Annotated in this window: 21 protein-coding genes; 11 read left to right on the top strand and 10 right to left on the bottom strand. The window is 70.9% G+C overall.

Annotated elements, in window-relative coordinates; all coding sequences use genetic code 11:
• Positions 1 to 160: 160 nt before the first annotated feature.
• Genes AB0K12_RS02905 through AB0K12_RS02895 form a run of 3 tightly spaced genes read right to left on the bottom strand, consistent with a single transcriptional unit; the run spans position 161 to position 1,927 of the window.
• Positions 161 to 607 (bottom strand): PTS glucose transporter subunit IIA, encoded by a 447-nt coding sequence (locus AB0K12_RS02905; RefSeq protein WP_364555150.1) that lies wholly within the window; start codon positions 605 to 607, stop codon positions 161 to 163.
• A 10-nt stretch (positions 608 to 617) separates the two neighbouring features.
• Positions 618 to 854 carry a PTS glucose/sucrose transporter subunit IIB gene (locus tag AB0K12_RS02900; RefSeq protein WP_345396624.1) on the bottom strand — a complete coding sequence of 79 codons (237 nt, stop codon included), beginning with the start codon at positions 852 to 854 and terminating at the stop codon, positions 618 to 620.
• A 38-nt stretch (positions 855 to 892) separates the two neighbouring features.
• Positions 893 to 1,927, bottom strand: a complete 1,035-nt coding sequence (locus AB0K12_RS02895; protein WP_364555149.1) for an SIS domain-containing protein — start codon at positions 1,925 to 1,927, stop codon at positions 893 to 895.
• A 127-nt stretch (positions 1,928 to 2,054) separates the two neighbouring features.
• On the opposite strand from AB0K12_RS02895, the gene AB0K12_RS02890 reads away from it, so the two are divergent.
• From AB0K12_RS02890 to AB0K12_RS02875, 4 genes are all read left to right on the top strand, one after another.
• Entirely contained in the window at positions 2,055 to 2,795 is a 741-nt protein-coding gene (locus AB0K12_RS02890) for a GntR family transcriptional regulator (protein ID WP_345396618.1), read from the top strand.
• Positions 2,796 to 2,864: 69 nt separating this feature from the next.
• Complete coding sequence (locus AB0K12_RS02885) at positions 2,865 to 4,178, top strand: PTS transporter subunit EIIC (RefSeq protein WP_364555148.1); 1,314 nt, start codon at positions 2,865 to 2,867, stop codon at positions 4,176 to 4,178.
• Positions 4,179 to 4,483: 305 nt separating this feature from the next.
• A complete protein-coding gene (locus tag AB0K12_RS02880; protein WP_364555739.1) occupies positions 4,484 to 5,716 on the top strand; it encodes a PTS transporter subunit EIIC in 1,233 nt (410 codons plus the stop codon).
• 220 nt (positions 5,717 to 5,936) lie between these two features.
• A complete protein-coding gene (locus tag AB0K12_RS02875) occupies positions 5,937 to 6,347 on the top strand; it encodes an Rv3235 family protein (protein WP_364555147.1) in 411 nt (136 codons plus the stop codon).
• A gap of 191 nt (positions 6,348 to 6,538) precedes the next feature.
• On the opposite strand, the gene secA is transcribed toward AB0K12_RS02875, so the two are convergent.
• On the bottom strand, positions 6,539 to 9,328 hold the full coding sequence (gene secA, locus AB0K12_RS02870) for a preprotein translocase subunit SecA (RefSeq protein WP_364555146.1): 2,790 nt from the start codon (positions 9,326 to 9,328) through the stop codon (positions 6,539 to 6,541).
• Positions 9,329 to 9,492: 164 nt separating this feature from the next.
• Here secA and AB0K12_RS02865 point away from each other — a divergent pair, with 164 nt between their 5' ends.
• Both AB0K12_RS02865 and AB0K12_RS02860 read left to right on the top strand, forming a co-directional pair.
• Positions 9,493 to 9,813 carry an HGxxPAAW family protein gene (locus tag AB0K12_RS02865; RefSeq protein WP_364555145.1) on the top strand — a complete coding sequence of 107 codons (321 nt, stop codon included), beginning with the start codon at positions 9,493 to 9,495 and terminating at the stop codon, positions 9,811 to 9,813.
• Positions 9,814 to 10,193: 380 nt separating this feature from the next.
• Entirely contained in the window at positions 10,194 to 11,381 is a 1,188-nt protein-coding gene (locus tag AB0K12_RS02860; protein ID WP_364555144.1) for a crosslink repair DNA glycosylase YcaQ family protein, read from the top strand.
• Positions 11,382 to 11,893: 512 nt separating this feature from the next.
• Here AB0K12_RS02860 and AB0K12_RS02855 read toward each other — a convergent pair.
• The 6 genes from AB0K12_RS02855 to mtrA form a co-directional block, all read right to left on the bottom strand.
• Positions 11,894 to 12,592, bottom strand: coding sequence for a response regulator transcription factor (locus AB0K12_RS02855; protein WP_364555143.1), 699 nt, complete (start codon positions 12,590 to 12,592; stop codon positions 11,894 to 11,896).
• A gap of 172 nt (positions 12,593 to 12,764) precedes the next feature.
• Positions 12,765 to 13,433 carry a ribosome-associated translation inhibitor RaiA gene (gene raiA / locus AB0K12_RS02850; RefSeq protein WP_364555142.1) on the bottom strand — a complete coding sequence of 223 codons (669 nt, stop codon included), beginning with the start codon at positions 13,431 to 13,433 and terminating at the stop codon, positions 12,765 to 12,767.
• A 626-nt stretch (positions 13,434 to 14,059) separates the two neighbouring features.
• Positions 14,060 to 14,728, bottom strand: coding sequence for a phosphoribosyltransferase family protein (locus tag AB0K12_RS02845; RefSeq protein WP_364555141.1), 669 nt, complete (start codon positions 14,726 to 14,728; stop codon positions 14,060 to 14,062).
• Positions 14,729 to 14,780: 52 nt separating this feature from the next.
• On the bottom strand, positions 14,781 to 16,517 hold the full coding sequence (locus tag AB0K12_RS02840) for an LpqB family beta-propeller domain-containing protein (protein WP_364555140.1): 1,737 nt from the start codon (positions 16,515 to 16,517) through the stop codon (positions 14,781 to 14,783).
• Positions 16,504 to 18,249: an MtrAB system histidine kinase MtrB gene (mtrB, locus tag AB0K12_RS02835; protein ID WP_364555139.1), complete on the bottom strand. Its 1,746-nt coding sequence runs from the start codon at positions 18,247 to 18,249 to the stop codon at positions 16,504 to 16,506. Before mtrB ends, AB0K12_RS02840 begins: the two co-directional genes overlap by 14 nt.
• Before the next feature lie 18 nt (positions 18,250 to 18,267).
• On the bottom strand, positions 18,268 to 18,945 hold the full coding sequence (gene mtrA, locus AB0K12_RS02830; protein WP_043620615.1) for an MtrAB system response regulator MtrA: 678 nt from the start codon (positions 18,943 to 18,945) through the stop codon (positions 18,268 to 18,270).
• 268 nt (positions 18,946 to 19,213) lie between these two features.
• On the opposite strand from mtrA, the gene AB0K12_RS02825 reads away from it, so the two are divergent.
• From AB0K12_RS02825 to AB0K12_RS02805, 5 genes are read left to right on the top strand one after another with little or no spacing between them, the layout of a single operon-like run.
• Positions 19,214 to 20,494: a glycerophosphoryl diester phosphodiesterase membrane domain-containing protein gene (locus AB0K12_RS02825; RefSeq protein WP_364555138.1), complete on the top strand. Its 1,281-nt coding sequence runs from the start codon at positions 19,214 to 19,216 to the stop codon at positions 20,492 to 20,494.
• A complete protein-coding gene (locus AB0K12_RS02820) occupies positions 20,491 to 21,192 on the top strand; it encodes a DUF4129 domain-containing protein (protein WP_364555137.1) in 702 nt (233 codons plus the stop codon). The genes AB0K12_RS02825 and AB0K12_RS02820 overlap by 4 nt, the downstream gene beginning before the upstream one ends.
• The gene (locus AB0K12_RS02815; protein WP_364555136.1) at positions 21,189 to 22,358 is read left to right on the top strand and encodes a DUF4350 domain-containing protein; all 1,170 of its coding nucleotides are present in this window, start codon (positions 21,189 to 21,191) and stop codon (positions 22,356 to 22,358) included. The genes AB0K12_RS02820 and AB0K12_RS02815 overlap by 4 nt, the downstream gene beginning before the upstream one ends.
• Positions 22,348 to 23,331, top strand: coding sequence for a MoxR family ATPase (locus tag AB0K12_RS02810; protein WP_355411391.1), 984 nt, complete (start codon positions 22,348 to 22,350; stop codon positions 23,329 to 23,331). The genes AB0K12_RS02815 and AB0K12_RS02810 overlap by 11 nt, the downstream gene beginning before the upstream one ends.
• 34 nt (positions 23,332 to 23,365) lie before the next feature.
• Entirely contained in the window at positions 23,366 to 24,739 is a 1,374-nt protein-coding gene (locus tag AB0K12_RS02805; RefSeq protein ID WP_364555135.1) for a DUF58 domain-containing protein, read from the top strand.
• Positions 24,740 to 24,750 lie beyond the last annotated feature (11 nt).

Genomic DNA, 24,750 nt, shown 5'->3' with positions numbered 1-24,750 from the left:
GGTCCAGACCAGCCGGACCTTCGTACGATCGCCACCAAAACGGACGACCGACAATATTGTGACGGGTCCGGCGACCCCGCCGACGACCGTTCATCTCCCCCGGACCGCTCTTATTCCCCTAATGGGCGCGAAACTGCGCTTAAAGCCTGAAACCGCGCGCTCAGGCCCATTCGAAGAGCTGGTCACCGGCGTGCACCGCCCCCAGCGTGACCCCGGTGACCGCGCCGGACAGCGCGTCGAGCGCGACGACGGGGCAGACCGGCGACCGGCCGCCCGCCTCGATGACCGCGGGATCCCAGGCCACCACGGGCTGACCGGCCGCGACCCGGTCGCCCTCCGACGCCAGCAGCTCGAAACCCTCGCCCTTGAGCTGCACGGTGTCGATGCCCAGGTGCACGAGCACGCCCTTGCCGTCGTCGCCGACGATGACGTACGCGTGCGGATGCAGTTTCATAATTTTTCCGGCTATGGGGGCCAGGGCCTCGCCCGGCCCCCTGAGCGGGTCGATCGCCGTTCCCGGGCCGACCATGCCCGCCGAGAACACCGGATCGGGCACGGCTGCCAGCCCCACGGCCTCCCCCTCGACCGGGGCGAGAACAGTCATCATGATCTCGCCCTTAGCCGATGATGTCCTCGATGTCGCTGGCCATGGTGTCCGCCTCCGGCCCCACGACGACCTGGACCACGTTGCCCGTGGCCATCACGCCGTGCGCGCCGGCGGCCTTGAGCGCCGCCTGGTCCACCTTCGAGGCGTCGTGCACCTCCGTACGCAGGCGGGTGATGCAGGGCTCGATGTCGATGATGTTGCCGGCGCCGCCCAGCGCGGCGATGATCGCGTTCACGTCCGCCGCCATCAGGTCCTCCCTCGGGTCACCTCTCCGACCAGGCTAGATCAGTCGGTCTGGGTGACCTTGTTCAAGCCGCGCGGCGCGTCGGGGTCGACGCCGAGCCGGCGGGCCAGCGCCTCGGTGAGCAGTTGCCCCGGCACGATGAGGCCCATCGGAGCCACCCACTCGGGCAGGTCGGGGCCGTTGAGCGCGGCCGTGCCCGCCTGCGCCAGCGCGCTGCCGCCGCCGATCGTGTACGCCGCCGCCCCCGCGGCCACCACCCGCTCGGCCAGCGCCACGGTGCCCTGGAGGGTCGGGCTGTTCTCGGCGGCGACCAGCAGCGCCGGGGTGTCCTCGTCCACGACCGCGATGGGGCCGTGCAGCAGGTCGGCGTACGACAGGCCCATGGCGTGCAGGTAGCAGGCCTCCTTGAGCTTGAGCGCGGTCTCCAGCGCCGTGGAGAAGGCCAGGCCGCGCCCGGAGACGACCACGCCCGGCTTGTCCAGCAACCCCTCGACCACGGCGTCCAGGTCGCCGGGCTCCGCGATGAGCTTCTCGACGGCCTCGGGCACCCGCCGCAGGTCGTCCACGTCCACGTCGGCGCCCAGCCCGATGGCGAGCACCGCGAGGGCGGCGAGCTGCGTGGTGTACGTCTTGGTCGCCGGCACCGCCTTCTCCTCGCCGGCGACGGTGCACAGGGCCACGTCGGCGGCCTGCGCGAGCGGGCTCTGGTCACCGCCGTTCGTCACGGCGACGGTCTTGGCCCCGCAGTCCTTGGCCCAGCTCAGCGTCTCGACGATCTCCTCGGTGCGTCCCGACTGCGAGATCGCGACGGCCAGCACCCCGTCGAGGTCGAGCCGGCGCTTGTACGTCGTCGCGATCGACGGCGCGGCCAGCGCCGCCAGCCGCCCGGCGTGCGCCTCCACCAGGTAGCGCCCGTAGACTGCGGCGTTGTCGGAAGTGCCGCGCGCGATGAACAGCAACTGCCGGGTCTGCTCGCCCAGAGGCTTGATCTCGCCGGCCTTGGGGAGCAGGGAGTCCAATGTGTTCCGCAACGCGGTCGGCTGCTCGGCGATCTCGCTGCGCATCTTGGTGGTCATCTCGCGCTCTTCCCTCAACTCATGCGGTTTCAGACTTGACCGTCTTTTGCGTCTTATGGTGGTCTAGTCCGGACTAGACCAGTACGAACCATAGCTCATAGCCCAGACGGAGACGAGGGGAGGATCCGTGGCGCACATCGATCCGGACAGCCCGGTGCCCAAATACTTCCAGCTTCGCGAGATCCTGCTGGACCTCATCGACAGCGACGAGTTCGGCATCGGCGCGGCCATCCCGTCCGAGCGCGAGCTCTGCCAGCGCTTCGGCCTGTCCAGGATGACCGTACGCCAGGCCGTCGACCACCTCGTCTCCGAGGGCCGGCTGCACCGGGTGCCGGGCAAGGGCACGTTCGTCGCCCGGCCGAAGATCGAGCTGGCCCTGCAGCTCACCTCGTTCACCGACGACATGCGGGCCCGCGGCATGATCCCCGGCTCGCGCGACCTCGACCGCCGCGTGGTGCGCGCCAGCGCCCACCTGGCCAAGGAGCTGGGCATCCAGCCGGGCGAGGAGGTGCACTTCATCGAGCGGCTGCGGACGGCCGACGGCGAGCCGCTGTCCATCGAGCGGGCGCACATCCCGGTCAAGCTCGCACCCGACCTGGCAGACTACGATCTGTCGGATAAATCACTGTACGAGCTGCTGGAGCGCCGCTACGGGCTCGTCATGGACGCCGGCGAGCTCACCATCGACGGCGGCCTGGCCGACCCCAGCGACGCCGACCTGCTGAAGCTCCCCCGGGGCGGCGCCGTCCTGCTGCTGCAGCGCCGGTCGTTCTCCGGCGGGGTGTGCGCTGAGCTGGGCGTGTCCACCTACCGGGCCGACCGCTACCAGTTGCGCACCCTCCTGGAGGGGCCGGCCCGCCGGGGCTGACGCCGGCCCGGGTTCGCCGCGCCGTACACCCCCCAGTCCCCGGCAGAGATGCCCCCGGAGGAACGCCCGGTGAACGAGACCACCGCCGCCCGGCCATCGCCGTTCGCCCGCACGATGAGCGTGCTCCAGCGGCTGGGCCGCTCGCTGATGCTGCCCATCGCCGCCCTGCCCGCCTCCGCCCTGCTCCAGCGCTTCGGCCAGCCCGACATGCTCGGCGCCAACGGCGCCGAGCCGGGCGGCCTGGCCGACGTGGCGGGGCTGGCCTGGATGAGCCAGGTCGCCGAGGTGCTGGAGGCCGCCGGGGCAGCCCTGTTCGAGAACCTGCCGCTGCTGTTCGCCGTCGGCGTCGCCATCGGGTTCGCCCGCAAGTCCGACGGCTCCACCGCGCTCGCCGCCGTCGTCGGCTACCTCGTCTTCGACCGGGTGACGAAGGTGATGTTCGCCGGCTCGGACATCAGAGAGACCGTCCTGATCAAGGAGGTCCAGCCCGACGGCATCAAAGAGATGATCAACTACGGCCTCCAGAACCCCACCAGGGTGCTCGGCGGCATCGTCATCGGGCTGCTCGCGGCGCTGCTCTGGCAGCGTTTCCACCGCATCAAGCTGCCGGCGTGGCTGGCGTTCTTCGGCGGGCGGCGCTTCGTCCCGATCGTCACCTCCATCGCGGCGCTGCTCATCGGCGTGCTCTTCGGCTGGCTGTGGCCGGTGATCGGCGAGTGGATCAGCCACGCCGGCGAGGCGCTCGCCTCCATCGGTCCCATCGGCACCGGCGTCTACGGCCTAATCAACCGGCTGCTCATCCCCCTCGGCCTGCACCACTTCGCCAACTCCGTCGTCTGGTACGTCGTGCCGCAGTGCGAGGTGAACGGCCGCGTCCTCGGCGGCGACTGGAACTGCTACTTCGGCGGCGACCCGCACTCCGGCGAGTTCATGGCCGGGTTCTTCCCCATCATGATGTTCGCCCTCCCGGCCGCCGCGCTCGCCATGTGGCGGGCGGCGCCCAAGCACCGGCGCGCCACCGTGGGCGGCATCATGCTGTCGGCGGCGCTCGCCTCGTTCGTCACCGGCATCACCGAGCCGATCGAGTTCGCGTTCATCTTCGTGGCGCCCCTGCTGCTGGTGGTCCACGCCGTACTGACCGGGCTGGCGATGGCGGTGACCACCCTGATCGGCGGCCAGCTCGGCTTCGGCTTCTCCGCCGGCCTGCTCGACCTGCTCCTGAACGCCAGCAAGTCGAACACCGAGAACTTGGCGGGCATCCTGGCGATCGGCACGGTCTACGGCGTCCTCTACTACGCCGTCTTCACCTTCCTCATCCGCCGCCTCAACATCCAGACCCCCGGCCGCGAACCCGAGCCCGACGTGGATTCCGGCGAAACCTGACACCGCCACGGGACGGCCCGTCCCTGACCCCAGCCCGGGACGGCATGTCCCCGGCACCCAGATCCCGGCGCGCTCCCCCCGGCCCAACGCGGGACGGCACGTCCCCGCACCCCGAGCCCGACCTCGACGCCGCGAGGGGCGGCGGCGTTTTCCTCGCCTTCGCCGAGGGGAGGTAACCGGCGATCCCCCGCGACACGTCGCCGGGCGCGTACGGCCCGGTGCGGGAAATGGGGTGATCGACGGCCGTGCCGCCCGCCTGGTCGTCCGCGGCGTTCGCGGTGCTGCAGCGCATCGGCCGCTCGCTCATGATGCCCATCGCGGTCCTGCCGGCCGCGGGGCTGCTGTTCCGCTTCGGCCAGCCCGACCTGCTCGGCGCGGACGGCCTCGGCGGCACCCTGCCCTGGCTCCTCCCCGTGGCCGGCGTGCTGGCGGCGGCCGGCGGCGCCCTGTTCGAGAACCTGCCGCTGCTGTTCGCCGTCGGCGTCGCCATCGGTTTCGCCCGCAGGTCGGACGGCTCCACGGCCCTCGCGGCCCTGGTCGGCTACCTGGTGTTCGACCGGGTGACCAAGACCCTGTTCTTCGAGGCCGGCCACGGCGCCGTCTACACCAAGGTCGCCGTCACCCTGCACGACGGCACCCCCGCGCTCGACCTGGGCGCCCAGAACCCGACCGGCGTCCTCGGCGGCATCGTCATCGGCCTCACCGCCGCCCTGCTCTGGCAGCGCTTCCACCGCGTCAAGCCGCCATCCTGGCTGGCCTTCTTCGGCGGGCGCAGGGCCGTACCGATCATCACCGCCGTCGCCGCGCTGCTCATCGGCGTCGCGTTCGGCCTGGCGTGGCGCCCGATCGGCGACGGGCTCTCGCACGTCGGCGACTGGCTGTCGGCGAACGGCACCGCCGGCACCGGCATCTACGGCGTCGCCAACCGCCTGCTCATCCCCATCGGCCTGCACCACTTCCTCAACACCATCGTCTGGTTCACCCTCCCCGAGTGCCGGGCCGGCGTGCACGGCGCCACCAGGGACGCGGCCGGCGACCTCAACTGCTATTTCGCCGGTGAGCAGGGCGCCGGGATCTTCATGACCGGTTTCTTCCCCGTCATGATGTTCGGCCTGCTGGGCGCGGCCATCGCGATGTGGCGGGCCGCGCCTCCCCATCGCCGCAGGGCGGTCGGCGGCATCATGCTGTCGGCCGGGCTGACGGCGTTCGTCACCGGCATCACCGAGCCGCTGGAGTTCGCGTTCATCTTCGTCGCGCCCGTGCTGTTCGTCCTGCACGCGCTGCTGACCGGCCTGTCGATGGCGCTGATGGCCGAGCTGGGCGCGAGGCTCGGCTTCACGTTCTCCGGCGGCGCCATCGACCTGGCCCTGAACGCCACCAAGTCCAACACCCACGGCGTGCCGCTGATCCTGGCGTTCGGCGTGCTCTACTTCGTCCTTTACTACGCCCTCTTCGCGGTCCTCATCCGCCGTCTCGACCTGCCGACTCCCGGCCGCGAACCGGACACCCCGGATAAGGACACCGCGCAAACTCCCTGATTTGCTTGCCCCAAACCTTTGGGGACGCTCTAAAACACCGGGGCCGCCGCCCGCAAATGATCAAGCCCACCCAAGACCACTCCAACTTCCTGCCGACTTCCGCCGCATCGGCGGACATACCTCGCCCCCACCCGCCGAAGTTGGTGCCGTTTGTATTCTTCGGCCGGACCGAAAACTCCTTATAACGATTCTTTCTTCGCCGTTGAGTTGGAGGTTTCGCATGGCCCTCAGCCCCATCGCCGCAGCGCCGTACGACGAGGGCCCCAGCACCCACGGCTCCCTGGCCCTCGACCGCCCTCCGATGGTGTGGGGCCCGGCGGGCACGCCGCCCGACGAGCGCCGGTTGCGCCACCTCAGCCAGGCCGTGGCCGAGGTGCTGGCCGGCCGCCGCCCGCCCGGGAGCGTCGCCGACCGGCTCACCGACAGCGCCTACCGCGGCCTGGTGAAGGCGGGCCGCATGTACAACAGCGACCGCCCGCCGTTCGCCGGCCGCGTCCACCTGACCGAACCCCGCGACGGCGCCCTCGAACTGTGCACGGTCATCCACTGCACCACCCGCGACCACGTCCTCGCCCTCCGCCTGGAACGCCGCGGCATGCAGTGGATCTGCACCGACGTCGAAACCGCCTGAAAACGCCACGAGGTGCAGCGGGCCCGCACCGACGTCGAACCCGCCTGAAACGCCGCCCAGCGGGCCTGCACCACATCCGAATGCCGGAGAACACCGCAGCGCGCAGCGGGCCCGCACCGACATCCAAACGCCGGAGAACGCGAGAACCCCCGCTCTCGCGAGAGCGGGGGTTCTGCAGTCGCCTTACCGGCTCAGGCGGCGTTCTTCGGGTCGCCGTGGCAGCGCTTGTACTTCTTGCCCGACCCGCAGGGGCAGGGCGCGTTGCGCTCGACGTTGCCGTACGCCGCCCGCTCCTCGGAGGTCGTGCGCACCTTCACGTGCTCGACGTCGCCCTGCTCACCCGGCGCCGTGTACTCGAGCTCGGCCGGCCGCTGCGGGCCGCGCAGCCCGCGCGCGATGATCGAGCGCGTCTCCGCGATGGCGGCGTCCTCCTCCTCGACGATCGGGTTCTCCTGGACCTCGACCTCGAGGTTGAACAGGAAGCCGACGGAGTCCTCCTTGATGCCCTCCAGCATGGCGGAGAACATCTCGAAGCCCTCACGGGCGTACTCGATCTTGGGGTCCTTCTGCGCGTAGGCCCGCATGCCGATGCCCTCGCGCAGGTAGTCCATCTCGTAGAGGTGCTCGCGCCACTTGCGGTCGAGGACGGAAAGGATCACCCGGCGCTCGAGGTCACGCATGGTGTCGGGGCCGAACTCCTCCTCGCGCCGGTCGTAGGCGGCCAGCGCGTCGGCCTTGATCCGCTCGCTGATCAGCTCGGCGGTCAGCTCCTCGCGGTTTCCGGCCTCCTCGATGAGGTCGTCGATGCGGACGGTGACCGGGTAGAGCTCGCCGAACGCCTTCCACAGCTTCTCGAGGTCCCACTCCTCGGCGAAGCCCTCGGCGGTGGCGCCCTGGACGTAGCCCTCGATCACCTCGCCGATGAAGCTCCGCACCTGCTCGTGCAGGTCGGCGCCCTCGAGGACGCGGCGGCGCTCGGCGTAGATGACCTTGCGCTGACGGTCCATGACCTCGTCGTACTTCAGAACGTCCTTGCGGATCTCGAAGTTCTGCTGCTCGACCTGGTGCTGGGCGGAGGCGATGGCCTTGGAGACGATGCCGGACTCGATCGGCTGGTCGTCGGGGATGTTGAGCCGCGTCATGATCATCTCGACCCTGGCCGAGTTGAACAGGCGCATGAGGTCGTCGCCGAGCGACAGGTAGAAGCGCGACTCGCCGGGGTCGCCCTGACGGCCGGAACGGCCGCGGAGCTGGTTGTCGATGCGGCGCGACTCGTGGCGCTCGGTGCCGAGGACGTAGAGGCCGCCGAGCTTGGTGACCTCGTCGTGCTCGGCCTTGACCGCCGCCCGCGCCTTCTCCAGCGCCTCGGCATAGGCCTTCTCGTACTCCTCCGGCGTCTCGACCGGGTCGAGCCCGCGCTGGCGCAGCTCCAGGTCGGCGCGGAACTCGGAGTTGCCGCCGAGCATGATGTCGGTGCCTCGACCGGCCATGTTGGTGGCGACCGTGACGGCGCCCTTGCGGCCCGCCTCGGCGATGATCGACGCCTCACGCGCGTGGTTCTTCGCGTTGAGCACCTCGTGCGGCACGCCGCGCCGCTTGAGCGCCTTGGACAGCCGCTCGGACTTCTCGACCGAGGTGGTGCCGACGAGCACCGGCTGGCCGGCCTCGTAGCGCTGCTTGATGTCCTCGACCACCGCGTTGAACTTGGCGTCCTCGGTCTTGTAGACCACGTCGGGCTGGTCCTTGCGGATCATCGGCCGGTTGGTCGGGATCGGGACGACGCCGAGCTTGTACGTCTGGTGGAACTCGTTGGCCTCGGTGGTCGCCGTACCGGTCATGCCGGCCAGCTTCTCGTAGAGGCGGAAGTAGTTCTGGAGGGTGACCGTGGCGAGCGTCTGGTTCTCGTCCTTGATCTTCACGCCCTCTTTGGCCTCGATGGCCTGGTGCATGCCCTCGTTGTAGCGGCGGCCGTGCAGGATGCGGCCGGTGAACTCGTCGACGATGAGCACCTCGCCGTCGGCGACGATGTAGTCCTTGTCCTTCTTGAACAGCTCTTTCGCCTTGAGCGCGTTGTTCAGGAAGCCGACCAGGTGGGTGTGCTCCGGCTTGTAGAGGTTGTCGATGCCGAGCCAGTCCTCGACCTTCTCGACGCCCGACTCCAGGATGCCGACCGTGCGCTTCTTCTCGTCGACGATGTAGTCGCCGGTGCTCTCCTCGCCCGGGTTCTTCGCCTCGACGCCCCTGCGCAGGCGGGGCACGATCTTGGCGAACTCCTGGTACCACTTGCCCGACTGCTCGCCGGGGCCGGAGATGATCAGCGGGGTGCGGGCCTCGTCGATGAGGATCGAGTCGACCTCGTCGACGATGGCGAAGAAGTGGCCGCGCTGCACGCACTCGTCGAGCGTCCAGGCCATGTTGTCGCGTAGGTAGTCGAAGCCGAACTCGTTGTTGGTGCCATAAGTGATGTCGGCTTCGTACTGCTTGCGCCGCTCGTCGGGCTGCTGGCCGGAGACGATGCAGCCGACCTCGAGGCCGAGGAAGCGGTGGACGCGGCCCATGGTCTCGGCGTCACGCTTGGCCAGGTAGTCGTTGACCGTGATGACGTGGACGCCCTTGCCCGCGATCGCGTTGAGGTAGGACGGCAGCGTACAGGTCAGCGTCTTGCCCTCACCGGTCTTCATCTCGGAGATGTTGCCCATGTGAAGGTTGGCGCCGCCCATGATCTGCACGTCGTAGGGCCGCTGGCCGAGCACGCGGCGGGCCGCCTCGCGCACGGTCGCGAACGCCTCGGGCAGGAGGTCGTCGAGACTCTCACCGTCCGCGTGGCGCTGGCGGAACTCGTCCGTCAGTGCGCGCAACTCCGCGTCGGACAGGCTCGTGAAGTCGTCCTCGATGGAGTTGACCTGGTCTGCGATCCGCTTGAGCTTGCGCAGGATCTTGCCTTCGCCGGCACGTAGGATCTTGTCGAGAATGGCTGCCACTTTATGTAAAGCTCCTCGCAGGTCTACCCCGGCGGCGCCGCCAGGAGGAGAGGCCGAGACAAACTTCCCCGCCTGCCATCGTAGGCGGTTCCGCAACCAGACACAGCCACCGTGCCGACGAGGGCACGGAACGGGTCTGGGAGAATGGGGGGAAGGCAGAGGGTATGCCGGTGGAGAGCCGGCTCGCACCAATTGCGGGATTTCCGGCAAAGGAAGGATTAGTCATGGTTGAGGGGAAGAAGTCGGAGCAAACCGAGCATCTCGGCAGCCACGGCGGGCGCGCGTCCTCGTGGCTCGCGGTGACCGTGATGCTGGTGGGAACGGTCGTCGCCGGCTTCGGCTTGACGGCCGACAACTGGACGGTCGTCTGGATCGGCGCCGGTGTGTTCGTCGTCGGCGGAATCCTCGCCCTCGTCTTCGACATCTTCACCGACGTCGTGATCGACGCGCCCCGGGTGGGGATGCGCGCCGAGGACCACCGCTGACGCAGGCATCGACCGGCGGGCGCCCGATCACCGGGTAGCCCGCCGTTTCCCTATCCTGACCTTTACGTCTACACCCGGGCGTGTCCCCTACCCCAAACCACCCCATTCCCCCCGAATACGCCTCCGGCGAGTCCTCAACCCGCGCTGTCCGGCCCCGCTCCACCTGGGCAACCAGCGGCACTCGCCCAGGCGGCGCCAGGAGGATCGCCCGATGAGCGGGCTCCGCCCTCTCAGGGAGTGAACCGGCGAGGGAGCAGGTCCTGCCTCCCACGAGCGCCTGAGCCGGGGCCGGGCCGTGGGGCAAGCCGTGCAGGGGCGGGCGGTTTTGTCGGTGGCCGCCGCTAGATTGCTCGCATGCATCGCCGTACGGACCCGCTGACATGAGCGACGTCACCGACCTCACCCCCGACGAGGCCCGGCGCGTCATCCTCCGCGCGCAGGGCCTGATCGGCGCCGACGCGCGCAAGGGCGGGGTGCACACCATGCTCCGCAGGCTGGGCGCCGTGCAGCTCGACACCATCTCGGTGCTCGCCCGCTCCCACGAGCTGGTCGCCTACGCCAGGCTCGGCGCGGTCGGCCGGCCTGCGGTCGAGCGCGCCTACTGGCACGACCCGGCGCTCAGCTTCGAATACTGGTGCCACGCCGCCTGCCTCCTGCCCATCGAGCACTGGCCCCTCTACTCGTTCCGCCGCCGGGCCTTCCGCGCGCGTAAACAGCGCTGGCACGAGGTCCCCGACGGGGTCGAGAAGCTGCTCGACCAGGCCCGCGAGTTCGGCCCGCTGACCACGTCCGACGTGGGCGGCGCCAAGAACGGCGGCCCGTGGTGGGACTGGTCCGACTCCAAAATCGGCCTGGAGTGGCTGCTCGACATCGGCGAGCTGGTCTGCACCCGGCGCGTCGGCTGGCGCCGCGTCTACGACCTGGCCGAACGCGCCGTCCCGCCGGAGCTGCTGGCCGAGGAGCCGTCCGACGAAGAGTGCATCACCCGCCTGACCGCCATCGCGGGCCGCAGCCTCGGCGTCGCCAACCGCACTGACCTCACCGACTTCATCCGCGTCAGAGGCCGCTTCGGCGAGATCCTCGACGAGGCCCTCCACAGCGGCGCGGCCGGCCTCGTGCCGGTCACCGTCGCCGGCTGGCCGGGCAAGCGCGGCCGGCCCAACGCCTGGGCCGACCCGGCCGCCCTGGCCGCCGAGCCCCGCGGCCGCCACCGCACCACGCTGGTGTCGCCGTTCGACTCCCTGATCTGGCATCGGGGCCGCACCGAGCGGGTCTTCGGCTTCAACTACACCCTTGAGCTGTACGTCCCCAAGCACAAGCGCGTCCACGGCTACTTCACCATGCCCGTGCTCGCCGGCGGCCGCCTGATCGGCCGAGTCGACCCGGCACGTGAAGGCTCGACCCTGGTGGCTCGCCGGCTCAGCCTCGAACCGGGCCTCTCGGCAGGAAAGTGGGCCGACGCCATGCGCGAGGCCCTGTGGTCAGCGGCCTCATGGGTCGGCTGCGACAACGTACGCGTCGAACGCGCCGACCCCCCAGAGCTCCTCCCGCTCCTCAACACCCCCTGACCCGGCCCGCCGGCACCGCACGCCGGGGCCGGGCCCAGTGGCGCGCCACGGATAGGACGGCATGGCCGTGTGCTGCACAGCCGCACCTCAAGGGCTGGGCTGCACCACGGGCCATGGCAAGCGTCGGTTCATCGACGTTGCGGGGCGAGGCCCACGGCGAGGGCGCACAGGCGGGTTACACCAGCAACGCACAACGAGATCTCAGCAGACGCGATGGGGACGCGTGCAAGAGCCGGACGAGCCGAGCCGCAAGGGCGGGAGCCGCGAACCGGTGCGACGCCGGCCGCGCACGACCCGAGGTGCGGTACGTTCCGCACACCGCCGGGGTGCGGCGGCTGCACACGCCGGCCGGGAGGCGGTGTTCGCTGCGCCTGGCTCCTGGGGCGGCCTTTGGCACGCACACGCCATGGTGCGGCGTTCGCTGCACACGAGCTCGGAGTGCAGGCGCCGTGCGCCAGCCGGAGGTTGATCGTTCGGCTGCTGGTCACAGGGGGTGGGGGTGGCGGGTGGGGTCAGGTGATTTCCAGCATGCGTTCGCGTACTGCGTAGACCACGGCTTCCATCCGCGAGTGCAGCTGCAGTTTGTCGAGGATGTTGCGGACGTGGTTCTTCACCGTGTTCTCGGAGATGAACAGCTGCTTGGCGATCTCCCGGTTGTTCATGCCCTTGGCGACGAGCCGCAGCACCTCCATCTCCCGGTCGGTCAGCCGGGGGACCGGCAGCTGGGGCGGGCGTTCGGCCTCCTTGCGGCTCATGTTGGCGAACTCGCTGATCAGCTTGGCCGCCATCGCCGGGTTGATTAACGACTGGCCCTCGTGCACGCCCCGCACCGCGGCGGGTACGTCGTTGATCTGGACGTCCTTCAGCAGGTAGCCGGTGGCTCCCGCCTTGATGGCCTCGAAGAGGTCCTCTTCCTCGTCGCTCACCGTGAGCATGATGATCCGAGTGCTCGGGACGGAGGCCTTGATGCCCTTCGTGGCCTCGATGCCGTCCTGCCGGGGCATGCGCACGTCCATGAGCGCGACGTCGGGCATGAGGCGATCGGCCAGTTCGACCGCCTCCTGCCCGTCGCTCGCCTCACCGACCACCTCGATGTCAGGCTCCGCGGCCAGCGCCAGTGCCAGGCTCCGCCTGATCAGCTCGTGATCGTCCACGATCAGCACGCGGATCGGCTCGCTCGCCTGTGTGCGGGACTCGTCAGACTCGGTCACGAGGCCTCCTTGATCCGCCTCGCGCCTGACATTCCCTCGTTTCGCTCGCTCACCTGCGCCTGACTGAGCTCGCTCACGTCTCCTCCTCGTCGGGGGGCCAGAGCCGTTGGACCGCCATGATGGCATGTACCCGGCGGTTCTCGGGTGGTCGAGAAGATCTTTCAGCGCACGATCAGGGCTCTACGAGCCGCAGCACGCCGTAGTTGTACCCGCGTCTGTTGTAGACGACGCACGGCTGCCCGCTCTCCTTGTCACGGAACAGGTAGAAATCGTGTCCGACCAGCTCCATTTCCAGCAGGGCCTGGTCGATGGTCATGGGTTCGGCTCGGTGGAACTTCTCGCGGACGATGAGCGGCCCGTCGCCGTCCATCTCGATCGGGACGATGTCGTCGTAGAGCTGATCGCTTTTCTCCTGCCGCTCGTCCTCTTCGGCCTCGGCCTGCTGGGGGACGGCGGTCTGGGCGCGCGGCGCCGGCTCGACGGCGCCTGGGAGTGTCCTGGTGATCTCCGCCACGGAGGGCGGGCAGTGGTTGCCGTGATGGACTTTGCGCCGGTCGGCGAGCCTCCTGAGGCGGCCTTCCAGCTTGTCGAGGGCTAGGTCGAGGGCGGCGAAGCGATCGTCGGCCGACGCCTCGGCGCGGATCGCGGGCCCTCGCGAGTGAATGGTGAGCTCCACGCGCTCGCGCTGTCCTGCGAGACGCGGGTTGCGTTCCTTCGACACCTCCACATCGACCCGGATGAGTTTGTTGTCCAGACGTTCGATCCTGGCCAGCTTGGTCGTCACGTGGTCGCGGAACCGTTCACTCACTCCTGTGTGCCGGCCCTTGACGATGATGTCCATGCAACAGCCCCCCTTCGGTCTAACGACTGAGCAAGAGCGCCCGACGACGGGTGCGCCGGACGGGGTGCACTGTTCGCCTTTCTCCCACCGTTCCCCTTTCCGACGTCGCGTCACCGGGTTCTCGGGCGGCACCCGCCCGGCCGACCTGGTCTTCGACCCCACATTCGCCTGCTGAGGGTCTCGCAGCGCTGTCGCCACTACTGCCCTTCTCTTCTGACGGGGGACATCTGGACCCCCGGGAAGGCAGGACTTACCCCTAAGCCGCACCGTGATCGGTCGACAAAGAGTCGCCTTACGTGGACCGTTTTGCCTGCGGCTGGCATCGGCTAGCAGAGCCGGGGACCCCGACCCTGCGCAACCACGGACCCGAACGGGTGCCATGTCAGAACGCTATCCGCATCCAGCACGAATGTCAGCCGGAGCCCTGCCCGAAGGATCACTTTCCGTGATTTCCCCTGGGTGGGTAAGCGACGTGCGATGCGGCGGCCAACCGGTCGGGATCCCTTGTGCGGAGGCAGGTCCGGTGTGTCCGAAGTGGAGCACAGGGGTGACAGGACAGAGACATGTGACCTCGTGGACAGTTGGTGAAAACGATCTTTTCTCACGGACGGTGACCGTAATAATCCTCAAGATCTTCGGCGTGTCGCGGCGGCGGTCACGGCCAGCGGCGGTCGCACGCCCGCCGCTCGTAATGCCCGCGCCGCCTCGGCGAGTGTGGCTCCCGTCGTGACGATGTCGTCCACGAGCAGCGCAAAGGCTCCTGGAGGCGTTTTCGCGGCGTGCATGACCTCAAGGGACCCCGCCAGGTTGGCGGCCCTCTCCGTGCCGCTCAGGGCCGCCTGGTCGGTCACGCCGCGCGCCTGCCCCAGGCCCGTCCACACCTCGGCCGCCAGCCCGGACGCCCGCAGGCGGGCCGCCACCAGCACCGCCAGCCGCCCCACGGGGTCGTGCCCCCTTCCCCTGCGCACCCGCCGCGAGCTGGGCACGGGCACCACCGCGAAGCCGCCCTGCACCCTCCCGAGCGCCATCACGGCCGTGAGCGCGATCGCGTCGGCCAGCGCACCTGCCACCGCGACCGCCCCCCGCTCCTTGTAGGCCAGGATCATCCTGCGGACCACCCCGTCGTACGGCGCCGCCGACCAGCAGTCGGGCAGACCGGCCGGCGCCGGCACGGGAATCCGCCGCGCGGGCGCGACGGTGAGCGCGGCCTGGCAGCGGGCACAGCACGACGCCCCCTTCGCCCCGCACCCCACGCAGGAGGCGGGCAACACCAGATCGAGTACGTCGCTCAGCACGCGGCCCAGCATGCCCCCCGCCACCGACAGTTCCGCTGCGGGCAGCGCGTCGTCAGCCCAGGGGGAACAGGGGTTCGGCGGCGTCGGACTCGATCTTGGCGGTCCACGTCTGGCGGTCCTGGTTGAGCTCGAGGATCTTGGCGTCGCCGCCGCTGCCGACCGCCGCCAGGATCCGATCGTTGAGGGCGGCGAGCGAGGTGACGCGGTCCTTGAGCGGCACGCCGCTGGTCTGCCCGTCGCCCACGTTGATCTCGTTGAGTATCTGCCCGGCCTTGCTCTCCACCAGCACCAGCAGCCGCAGGTCGTCGGCCCAGGCCACGTCGGTGATCTGGTCGCTGCCCTCGGTGGTGGTCAAGGACTGCAGGTTGCCCAGCTCCACCCCGCCGCCCTCGCCGATGAGCGCCCCGATCTGGACGGTCTCGTCGTCGATGGTGACCACCACGCGCACGCCGTCCCTGGCGATGCGCAGCCCGGTGATGTTCAGGCCGACGAGCTGCTTGGGCGTGGGGACGACGTCGGGGCCCCGGCCGCTCTTGGGGTCGTAGCGCAGCAGGTTGGCGTTCTTGCGGTCGTACGTCCATAGGGTGCCGTCTCTGCGCCAGGTCGGCGGCGTGAGGTCGCCGCCCTGGATGACCTGCTGCCAGCGCCCGTCGGGGCTGAGCCCGGCGACCGAGACGCCGGTGGAGGTGCGCGCGGCGACCGAGACGCCGCCGGCGTCCTTGGAGACGGCGAAGTCGGAGTAGCCGTCGCGCTGCTCGCCCGCCGCCCCCGCGACGGCGCCGGCGGCGCCGTCCTGGCCGAGGTAGTGCAGGGCGCCGCGGCTGACGTAGTAGGCTCGCTCGCCGCCGTCGCCGAGCCAGCTGTCCTCGGTGTTGGGGCGGTCGGTGATGTACGGCTCGCCGTCCACCTGGACCTCGATGATGCGGCCCTTGGCGATCTCGTTGTTGTTGAGGCTGTGCCTGATCTGGGCGCGCAGGGCGTCCTCGGCGCTCAGGTCGAGCACGTCGAAGTCACCGGAGAGGTTGATCACGACGCGTTCCTCGCCCGAGCGGATCGACTCGATCGCGCTGCCGGGCGGGAAACCGGTGGTGACCGCACCGCGCAGGGCCTCGGTCGGCGGCTTGAGCAGCCGCTTGAGCACGGTCTGCGCGTAGGTCTCCGTGGTCTTGAGCCGCAGGCGTACGCGGTCGACGACGAGCGGCGGCTGCCCGTCGCGTCCGAGGTAGTAGAGGTTGGTCGGCCGGTACGCGCGGGCGACGTCGGCGGCGGTCAGCAGCAGCCCCTGGGGCAGGCTGTTGACCCGGAAGCCGCCGCCCGGGTCTCTGACCAGCTCGAAGTCCTGCGACCACGGCCCGGCGGTCGGCTTGTACGAGTCGTCCTCGTTGATCTGCGCCACCCACCGGCCCTTGACGGTGATCTTCATGGCGGGCTCGGTGCCGTCCATCGAGGCGGGCGGCACGACCTCGTACAGGTCCTCGATGACCGTCACAGGGCCCGCGGCGCTCCACTTCTGCCGCGCCTGCGGCGTCAGGTACTGCTGCAGGACGGCCGGGTCCTCGGGGTAGGCGGCCATGGCGCTCTGCAGGCCCCTGAACGTCTCCATGGCCCCCCAGGCCCGCTGCGGCCCGATGGCGATCATGCGCTGGAACGGCTTGGTCAGCGGGTCGCCCGCGCCCTCGTCGTTCACCGTGTACGGCGCGCTCGGCGGGATGACCGAGCACCCGGAGCCCGCCAGCACGGCGACGACCGCGAGCAGGGCCACCGCGGCCAGCCGTCTAGTCCTCGTCATGACCGGCCCCGTCTGCGGAGGCGGGCAGGAGCACGGGCGTCATGGAGGTCCGCCACGTGCGCCGCATCTCGATCTCGGGCGGCACCAGCGACAGCGGCGAGCCCTTGAGGTCGGCCCCGGCCGTGCGCGGCAGCGTGAGCCGGAACTGGGAGCCCTCGCCGGGCTGGCCCCACGCCTGGAGCCAGCCGCCGTGCAGGGTGGCGTCCTCGCGGGAGATGGCCAGGCCGAGCCCGGTGCCGCCGATGGTGCGGGCCCGCGACGGGTCGGCCCGCCAGAACCGGTCGAACACCATCGTCTCCTCGCCGGTCTTGAGGCCGATGCCGTGGTCGCGTACGGCGACGGCGACGGCGTCGCGGTCGGCGCCGACGGTGACCACGATGTCGCGGCCCTCGCCGTGCTCGATGGCGTTGAACAGCAGGTTGCGCAGGATGCGCTCGACCCGCCTGTTGTCGATCTCGGCCATGCAGGGCTCGTTGGGCAGCCGCAGCTCGAAGCGGGTGGAGTGGCGCTCTGCGAGGGCCTCGGAGTCGCCGATGGCGCGCAGCACGACGTCGCGGATGTCGACGGGGTCGAGGTCGAGGGTGGCGGCGCCGGCGTCGTAGCGGCTGATCTCCAGCAGGTCGGCCAGCATCGACTCGAAGCGTTCGAGCTGGGCCTGCATCAGCTCGGCCGAGCGCGAGGCCATGGGGTCGAAGTCCTCGCGGGCGTCGTAGAGCAGGTCGGCGGCCATGCGGACGGTGGTGAGCGGGGTGCGCAGCTCGTGGGAGACGTCGGAGACGAACTGCCGCTGCACCTGGGAGAGCTCTTCGAGCTGGTGGATCTTGAGCGCGAGGTTGGCGGCCATTTCGTTGAACGAGTTCGCGAGCCTGGCCAGGTCGTCCTCGCCGCGTACTTTGAGTCGTTCGTCCAGCTTGCCGGCGGCGAGGCGCTCGGCGGCCTGGCGGGCCAGGCGTACGGGGGTGACGACCTGCCTGGCCACCAGGTACGCGATGGCGGCGAGCAGCATCACCAGCCCGAGCCCCACCACGACGATGGCCAGCCGGACGTTGGAGAGCATCTCTTCTTCCTCGGTCATCGGGAAGAAGTGGTAGACCTCGTAGTTGCGGCCGTCCGGCTGGTGCACGGCGCCGACCACCACGAACGTGAGCCTCGGTTGGCTCTCGCCGGAGAACTTGATCGTCTGGATCGACGCGACCGTCTTGTCGAAGCGGTGGTTCTTGATGTTGCGCCGCAGGCTCTGCTTCAGCCCCTCAGGCACGTTGGCGGGCACGACGTTGCCGGACGCCCGCGACTCCCCCGGGGTCGTCAGGTTGAGTATCAGCACGTCGTAGCGCTTGCCCGAGCCGTCCTCGCCGGTGCCCGCGACGGTGTTCATGACCTCGTCGAGCCGGTTGACCACGCCCTGCTTGCCGGAGTCGGTGGACTGGGCGGGGTCGTCGGTCTCGGGGGCCAGCGCGTCGGCGATCTGCAGCCGGTCGGTGAACGCCTCGTTGGTGGCCGACTGGGTGCTGCTGTCGACGACCGAGCGGTAGATCTGGCCGTACAGGAAGGTGCCGAGCACCACCACGACGACCACCGAGATCACCAGTGTGCTGGTGACCACCTGGAGCTGGAGCGAGCGCCGCCAGACGCTGCGCGTCCTGCCCGCCGCACGCCGAACCCGCCGGCGGACGCCGCCGAGGATCTGGCGAAGTGTCCGTCTGCGGGTTTTACGTCTCGTCGTCGGGGGCATGGCGGAGCGGAACGAGGGTCAGGCCGGGCCGGCTTTGTAGCCCACGCCGCGGACCGTCACGACGATCTCGGGGTGCTCGGGGTCCTTCTCGATCTTGGCCCTGAGCCGCTGCACGTGGACGTTGACCAGCCGGGTGTCGGCGGCGTGGCGGTAGCCCCACACCTGCTCGAGCAGCACTTCGCGGGTGAAGACCTGGCGCGGCTTGCGGGCCAGCGCCACCAGCAGGTCGAACTCCAGCGGCGTGAGGTTGATGGTCTCCTCGCCGCGCTTGACCGAGTGGCCCGCCACGTCGATGGTGATGTCGCCGATCTGCAGGATCTCGGGGGTCGGCTCATCGGTGCGGCGCAGCCGCGCCCGCACCCTGGCGACCAGCTCCTTCGGCTTGAACGGCTTGACGATGTAGTCATCGGCGCCCGACTCGAGGCCGAGCACCACATCGATCGTGTCGCTCTTCGCCGTGAGCATGACGATCGGAACCCCCGACTCCGCCCTGATCCTGCGCGCGACATCGATGCCGTCGGCTCCCGGCAGCATCAGGTCGAGCAGCACCAGGTCCGGGCGTGTATCCCGGAACGCGTCGAGGGCCTTGTCGCCATCGGAGACAAATGACGGCTCGAAGCCTTCCCCTCGCAGCACGATCCCCAGCATCTCGGCGAGAGCGGCGTCGTCGTCGACGACCAGCACGCGACCTTTCATGGCCCCTCATTCGTTCTACGCATTGTGGGACATACCCGCACGATCGCTGAAGGTTACCCTTGGTCGGCCCATGAGTGTGACCTGAGCCCTGCAAAAGGCGAATTTTAGGTCCGCCCCCGCGACCGCAATCTCAGTCTGCGGTAACAAGGCGACTTTCGGCCATCCCTGGACGCGAACCTTGCCCCGATTCCTCAACCAATGCGGTCAAGATGAGGCGGCGATTCCGCTCCGTGACGCAACCCTCGGCCCAGCATGCCAGGATTGGGATATGTCAGACGGTCACGGTCCCACGCCCGAGACGCCATCAGGCTGGTCGGCCGAACAGCCCCCGCCCTACAGCGCCCCGCCGGCCTCCCCTTGGACCGCGCCCGGCTCGCAGCAACAAGGGCCCTATGGCGGCCCGCCGCACCGGCAGGCGCCGCAAGGGCCGCACGCCCCCTACCCACCGCCCCCGCCGTACCAGCAGCACGGGCAGCAGCACGGGCAGCACTATGGGCAGCAGCCGCCCTACGGCCCTCCCATGCCGCACCCGCCGGCGCTGCGGCCCGGCATCATCCCGCTGCGCCCGCTCGGGCTCGGCGACATCCTCGACGGCACGATCAAGCTGATCAGGTCCAACCCCAAGGCGGTGCTCGGCCTGTCGGCCATCGCCGCCCTGATCGCCGCCGTCCCGCTGGCCGTGGGGCAGGCGTTCGTGATCGACGCCACCCGCGTCGCGCTCGACGACCCCACCGGCGCCGCCGAGGCCCAGCTCAACAGCGTCTACGGCGTCATCGGCCAATACGGCGGCACGCTCATCTCCTACGCCGTGCAGTTCGTCGTGGTCACGCTGCTGACCGGCGTGCTGACCCGCATACTCGGCCGGGCCGTCTTCGGCGGCAACCTCAGCGCCGGCGAGGCGTGGCGGCTCGTCAAGGGCCGGGTGCCCGCGCTGTTCGGCGTGGTGGGGCTGATGGCCGTCATCATGCTCGTGCCGCTGATCGTGTTCACCCTGATCATGGTGGCGCTCGCGCTCAACGCCAGCGCGTCCGACCTCGGGTGGCTGTTCGGGGCGACGATCCTGTTCCTCATCCTGTACGTCGGCTACTACCTGTTCTTCAGGACCCGCTTCGCGCTCGCCTCGCCCGCCGTGGTGCTGGAGGGCCGGGGGCCCATCGACGCCATGCGCCGCTCGTGGCAGCTCGTCACCGGCGACTTCTGGCGGGTGTTCGGCATCCTGCTGCTCACGACCCTGCTGGTCGGGCTCGTGGCGGGCATCCTGACCGTGCCGTTCACGATGGCCGGCACCCTGTTCGGCATGCTCGGCGCCGACTCGATCGCGACCACCGTCCTGGCCGCCGTGCTGCTGGCGCTCGGCACCATGCTGGGCTCGATGCTGACCTACCCGTTCGAAGCCGGCGTGTCCGGCCTGCTGTACGCCGACCGCCGCATGCGCAGTGAGGCGTTCGACCTCGTGCTGCAGACGGCGGCCATCGAGCAGCAGCGCCAGGGCTGGGTGCACGACTCGGCCGACGAGCTGTGGCACCCGAGCAACTCCGCGCGGTCGTGAGCCCGATCGATCGGGAGGAGGCAGCGCGGCGGGCCGCGGAAGAGCTCCTCCACCCCGACTACGCGAGGGAGCCGCTGCTCGACCTGATCTACCGGCGGGTCACGCAGTTCCTCGGCGACATCATCGACGTCGCCACCGGCGGCGGCACGACGGGCGGCGTCATCGCGGCCATCGTGATCACGGCGATCATCCTCGGCGCGATCACGCTGATCGGCTGGCGGCTGCGCAAGTCCTCCCGCCGCAACGCGGCGCCTGACGGCGCCCTGTTCGGCGCGCAGGCCATGACGGCGGCCCAGCACCGCCAGGCCGCCGAGCGCCTCGCTGCGGAGGGCCGCTGGACGGAGGCTCTGCAGGAGCGGCTCCGCGCCATCGCCCGCGACCTGGAGGAACGCGCGCTGGTCGACGGTCTGCCCGGGCGCACGGCCGACGAGCTCGCGGCTGAAGCGGCCCAGGCGCTTCCTGGCTTCGCCGGGGAACTCGCCGCCGCGGCCCGCTCGTTCGACGACGTGACCTACGGCGGGGCGGCGGGCACCAGGGAGGCGTACGAGACGATGGCGAGCCTGGACGACCGCCTCCGCCAAGCCCGCCCGGTCCCCCTGGTGACGGCCGCCACCGGCCCTGACAGCCCCGCCGGCCCTGGCCCCATGGGCCCCACCGGCCCTGAGGGCCCCGCTGGGCCGACGGGGGCCCGCCCGTGAGCCTCACCACCACGGGCACGTCCTACTCCACCTCGCCGACCGCGCGCTCCGCCTGGCGCGCCGGGCGGCTGTTCGTGCTGCTCGGCGTCATCGCGGTGCTCTTCGGGGTGCTATCCGTGCTGCTGTCCGGCGACTCGGGCCCGTCACGGCCGCTGGACCCCGATGACACCTCGCTCTCCGGCTCCAAGGCGCTGGCCGAGCTGCTGCGCAAGCAGGGGGTGACCGTCGAGCGGGTCGACACCGCGCAGGCCGCGGCCGCCAAGGGGGCGGCGGGCGACCGGCTGCTGCTGGTCACCGACACCACCTACATCGACCAGTACGCCCTGGCCAGGGTCCCAGGCGACCGGGTGATCGTCGGCGCCGTGCCGGGCCTGAGCGCGCTCGCCCCGGGGATCCAGGTCGAGCCAGGCCAAGCGGCCCGCACCAGGTCGCGCGAGCCCGAGTGCGGGCTGCCGGCGGCGACCGCGGCGGGCAGCGCCTACCTGGGCGGTCTCCGGCTGCGCGGCCCCTCGGGCGCGACCGCCTGCTACCCGGCCGACGACGGGCACGCGCTGGTGCGCTACCCGTACGGCGGCGGCACGATCACGGTCGTCGGCGACGGCTCGTTCATGACCAACCAGCGCCTGGCCGAGGACGGCAACGCCGCGCTGGCGCTCAACCTGGTCGGCACCGGCAAGCCGGTCATCTGGGTCGTCCGCCCGGAGACCCCGCCGCCGTCCGCCCTGCCGGGCGAGCGCGGCGCCTCGATGTACGACCTGATGCCGGGCAGCATCCGCTGGGCCATCTACATGACGGCCATCGCGGTGCTGGTCACCGCGTTCTGGCGGGGCCGCCGCCTCGGCCCGGTGGTGGCGGAGAAGCTGCCCGTCGTGGTCAGGGCCGCCGAGACCGTGGAGGGCAGGGGCCGGCTCTACCGCGCCAGGCGCGCCCGCGAACGCGCGGCGGACGCCCTGCGCGCGGGCACGATCGACCGGCTGACGCCCCGGCTGGGGCTCGCATCGGGCGCGGGCAGGCACGAGGTGGTGGCCGCGCTCGCGGCCCGTACGGGCGAGGACGCCCACCTGGTCGGCGACGCGCTCTACGGCCCGCCGCCAAAGGACGACGCGGGGCTGGTGGCGCTGGCCCGCTATCTGGACTCCATCGAAAGGACCGTCAGTGAGCTTTGACAGCACATACCGCGCGCCACAGCAGGGCGGCGACTCGGCCAGGGAGGCGCTGAGCGCGCTGCGCGCCGAGGTGTCCAAGGCCGTGGTCGGCCAGGACGCGGTGGTGACGGGGATGGTCATCGCGCTGCTGTGCCGGGGGCACGTGCTGCTGGAAGGCGTGCCTGGCGTGGCGAAGACGCTGATGGTCCGTACGCTGGCCGCCGCCCTGGCGCTCGACTTCAAGCGCGTGCAGTTCACCCCCGACCTGATGCCGGGCGACGTGACCGGGTCGCTGATCTACGACACGAAGACCGCGCGGTTCGAGTTCCGCGAGGGTCCTGTGTTCACGAACCTGCTACTCGCCGACGAGATCAACCGCACGCCGCCGAAGACGCAGGCGGCGCTGCTGGAGTCGATGGAGGAGCGGCAGGTCAGCGTGGAGGGCGCGGCGCGCGAGCTGCCCGACCCGTTCGTGGTGTGCGCGACGCAGAACCCCGTCGAGTACGAGGGCACGTACCAGCTCCCCGAGGCCCAGCTCGACCGGTTCCTGCTGAAGCTGACCGTGCCGCTGCCGCCGCGCGAGCAGGAGATCGCGGTGCTCGAACGCCACGCGCTCGGGTTCGACCCGCGTGACCTGTCGCAGGTCAAGGCCGTCGCGTCGGCCGCCGACCTGGCGGCGGGGCGCGAGGCGGTGGCCGCCGTCCACGTGGCGCCCGAGGTGCTCGGCTACATCGTGGACGTCGCCCGCGCCACCAGGAGCTCCCCTTCGCTGCAGCTCGGCGTCTCACCCCGAGGCGCGACGGCGCTGCTGGCGGCCTCGCGGGCGTGGGCGTGGCTGTCAGGCCGCGCCTACGTCACGCCCGACGACGTCAAGGCGCTGGCCAGGCCCGCGCTGCGGCACCGCGTGCAGCTGCGCCCCGAGGCGGAGCTGGAGGGCGCGACCGCCGACGGCCTGCTCGACGGCATCCTCGCCTCCGTCCCGGTCCCGCGCTGATGCCGGCCACCGGACTCGCAGGGCGGGTGTGCCGATGGCGTTGACCGGACGTGCCGGGCTGCTGGCGGCGATCGGGATCGTGGTGGTGCTGTTCGCGCCGCAGCCGGGGGCCGCGCTGGCCGGGGTGTGCCTGCTGCTGGCCGCCGGCATCGTGGTGGACCTGGCCTTCGCCGGCGCCGTACGCCCGCTGCGCTTCCACCGCTCGGGCGACACGCTGCTGCGGCTCGGCCAGCGGGCCACCGTGGAGCTGGTGGTGGAGAACCCGGGCGGCCGGCGGGTGCGCGGCGCGCTCAGGGACGCCTGGCCGCCCTCCGCGGGCGCGGCTCCCCGGGTGGTGCCCCTCGACGTGCCGGCCGGCGAACGCCGCAAGATCACCATCACGCTCTCCCCCTCCAGGCGCGGCGACCGGTCGTCGGTGGCGGTGACCGTGCGCTCGGTCGGCCCGCTGGGGCTGGCCGCCCGCCAGGGCAGCCATCAGTCCCCCTGGACCGTACGCGTGCTGCCGCCGTTCCTGTCGCGCAAGCACCTGCCCTCCCGCCTGGCCCGGCTGCGCGAGCTCGACGGGCAGCACCCGGCGCTCGTCCGCGGCCAGGGCACCGAGTTCGACTCCCTGCGCGAATACGTGGTGGGCGACGACGTGCGCTCGATCGACTGGCGGGCCACCGCGCGCCGGCACGACGTCGTCGTACGGACGTGGCGGCCCGAACGTGACCGGCGCGTGCTCATCGTGCTCGACACGGGACGCACCTCGGCGGGCCGGGTGGGCGCCGCCCCCGTGCCGCTGGCCGGGGAGCAGCCGGGCGGCGGCGGCCTGCTGGTACGCCCCGACGCGCCGCCCGCGCCGGGCTGGCCCCGCCTCGACTGGTCGATGGACGCCGCGCTGCTGCTGGCCGCGCTCGCCGCCCGCGCCGGTGACCAGGTGGACTTCCTGGCCTACGACCGGGCCGTACGCGCCTGGGTGAGCGGCGCGTCCCGCACCGAGCTGCTGTCGTCGCTGGTCAACGTGATGGCGCCGATCGAGGCCGAGCTGGTCGAGGCCGACGCCCAAGGCATGGTCGCGGCGGTGCTCGCGCGGGCCAAGCGGCGCTGCCTGGTCGTGCTGCTGACCGACCTCAACCCGGCGGCGATGGACGAGGGGCTCATGCCGGTGCTGCCGCAGCTCTCCTCGCGGCACCTCGTGCTGGTGGCCGGGGTGTCCGACCCGAGCGTGGCGGCCATGGCCGAGCGCCGCGACACGGCCGAGCAGGTCTACGACGCGGCGGCGGCCGAGCAGGCGAGGCTCGGGCGCAGGCGCATCACGGCCCGGCTGCGCAGGCACGGGGTCGAGGTCGTGGACGCGCCCCCGGACGACATCGCCCCCGCGCTCGCGGACGCCTACCTGGCGCTGAAGGCCGCCGGCCGCCTCTAGGAGGGTCAGGC

The organism is Nonomuraea sp. NPDC049419 (genome assembly GCF_040676995.1).
Classification (GTDB): domain Bacteria; phylum Actinomycetota; class Actinomycetes; order Streptosporangiales; family Streptosporangiaceae; genus Nonomuraea; species Nonomuraea salmonea.
This window is presented reverse-complemented; position numbering and strand designations above follow the sequence as displayed.

Bases quoted from the DNA above. Each gene is read 5' to 3' on its own strand.
- AB0K12_RS02905 (WP_364555150.1), bottom strand. From the start codon at position 607: ATGATGACTGTTCTCGCCCCGGTCGAGGGGGAGGCCGTGGGGCTGGCA.
- AB0K12_RS02900 (WP_345396624.1), bottom strand. From the start codon at position 854: ATGGCGGCGGACGTGAACGCGATCATCGCCGCGCTGGGCGGCGCCGGC.
- AB0K12_RS02895 (WP_364555149.1), bottom strand. From the start codon at position 1,927: ATGACCACCAAGATGCGCAGCGAGATCGCCGAGCAGCCGACCGCGTTG.
- AB0K12_RS02880 (WP_364555739.1), top strand. From the start codon at position 4,484: ATGATGCCCATCGCGGTCCTGCCGGCCGCGGGGCTGCTGTTCCGCTTC.
- AB0K12_RS02875 (WP_364555147.1), top strand. From the start codon at position 5,937: ATGGCCCTCAGCCCCATCGCCGCAGCGCCGTACGACGAGGGCCCCAGC.
- AB0K12_RS02865 (WP_364555145.1), top strand. From the start codon at position 9,493: ATGCCGGTGGAGAGCCGGCTCGCACCAATTGCGGGATTTCCGGCAAAG.
- AB0K12_RS02860 (WP_364555144.1), top strand. From the start codon at position 10,194: ATGAGCGACGTCACCGACCTCACCCCCGACGAGGCCCGGCGCGTCATC.
- raiA (WP_364555142.1), bottom strand. From the start codon at position 13,433: ATGGACATCATCGTCAAGGGCCGGCACACAGGAGTGAGTGAACGGTTC.
- AB0K12_RS02840 (WP_364555140.1), bottom strand. From the start codon at position 16,517: ATGACGAGGACTAGACGGCTGGCCGCGGTGGCCCTGCTCGCGGTCGTC.
- mtrB (WP_364555139.1), bottom strand. From the start codon at position 18,249: ATGCCCCCGACGACGAGACGTAAAACCCGCAGACGGACACTTCGCCAG.
- mtrA (WP_043620615.1), bottom strand. From the start codon at position 18,945: ATGAAAGGTCGCGTGCTGGTCGTCGACGACGACGCCGCTCTCGCCGAG.
- AB0K12_RS02825 (WP_364555138.1), top strand. From the start codon at position 19,214: ATGTCAGACGGTCACGGTCCCACGCCCGAGACGCCATCAGGCTGGTCG.
- AB0K12_RS02805 (WP_364555135.1), top strand. From the start codon at position 23,366: ATGGCGTTGACCGGACGTGCCGGGCTGCTGGCGGCGATCGGGATCGTG.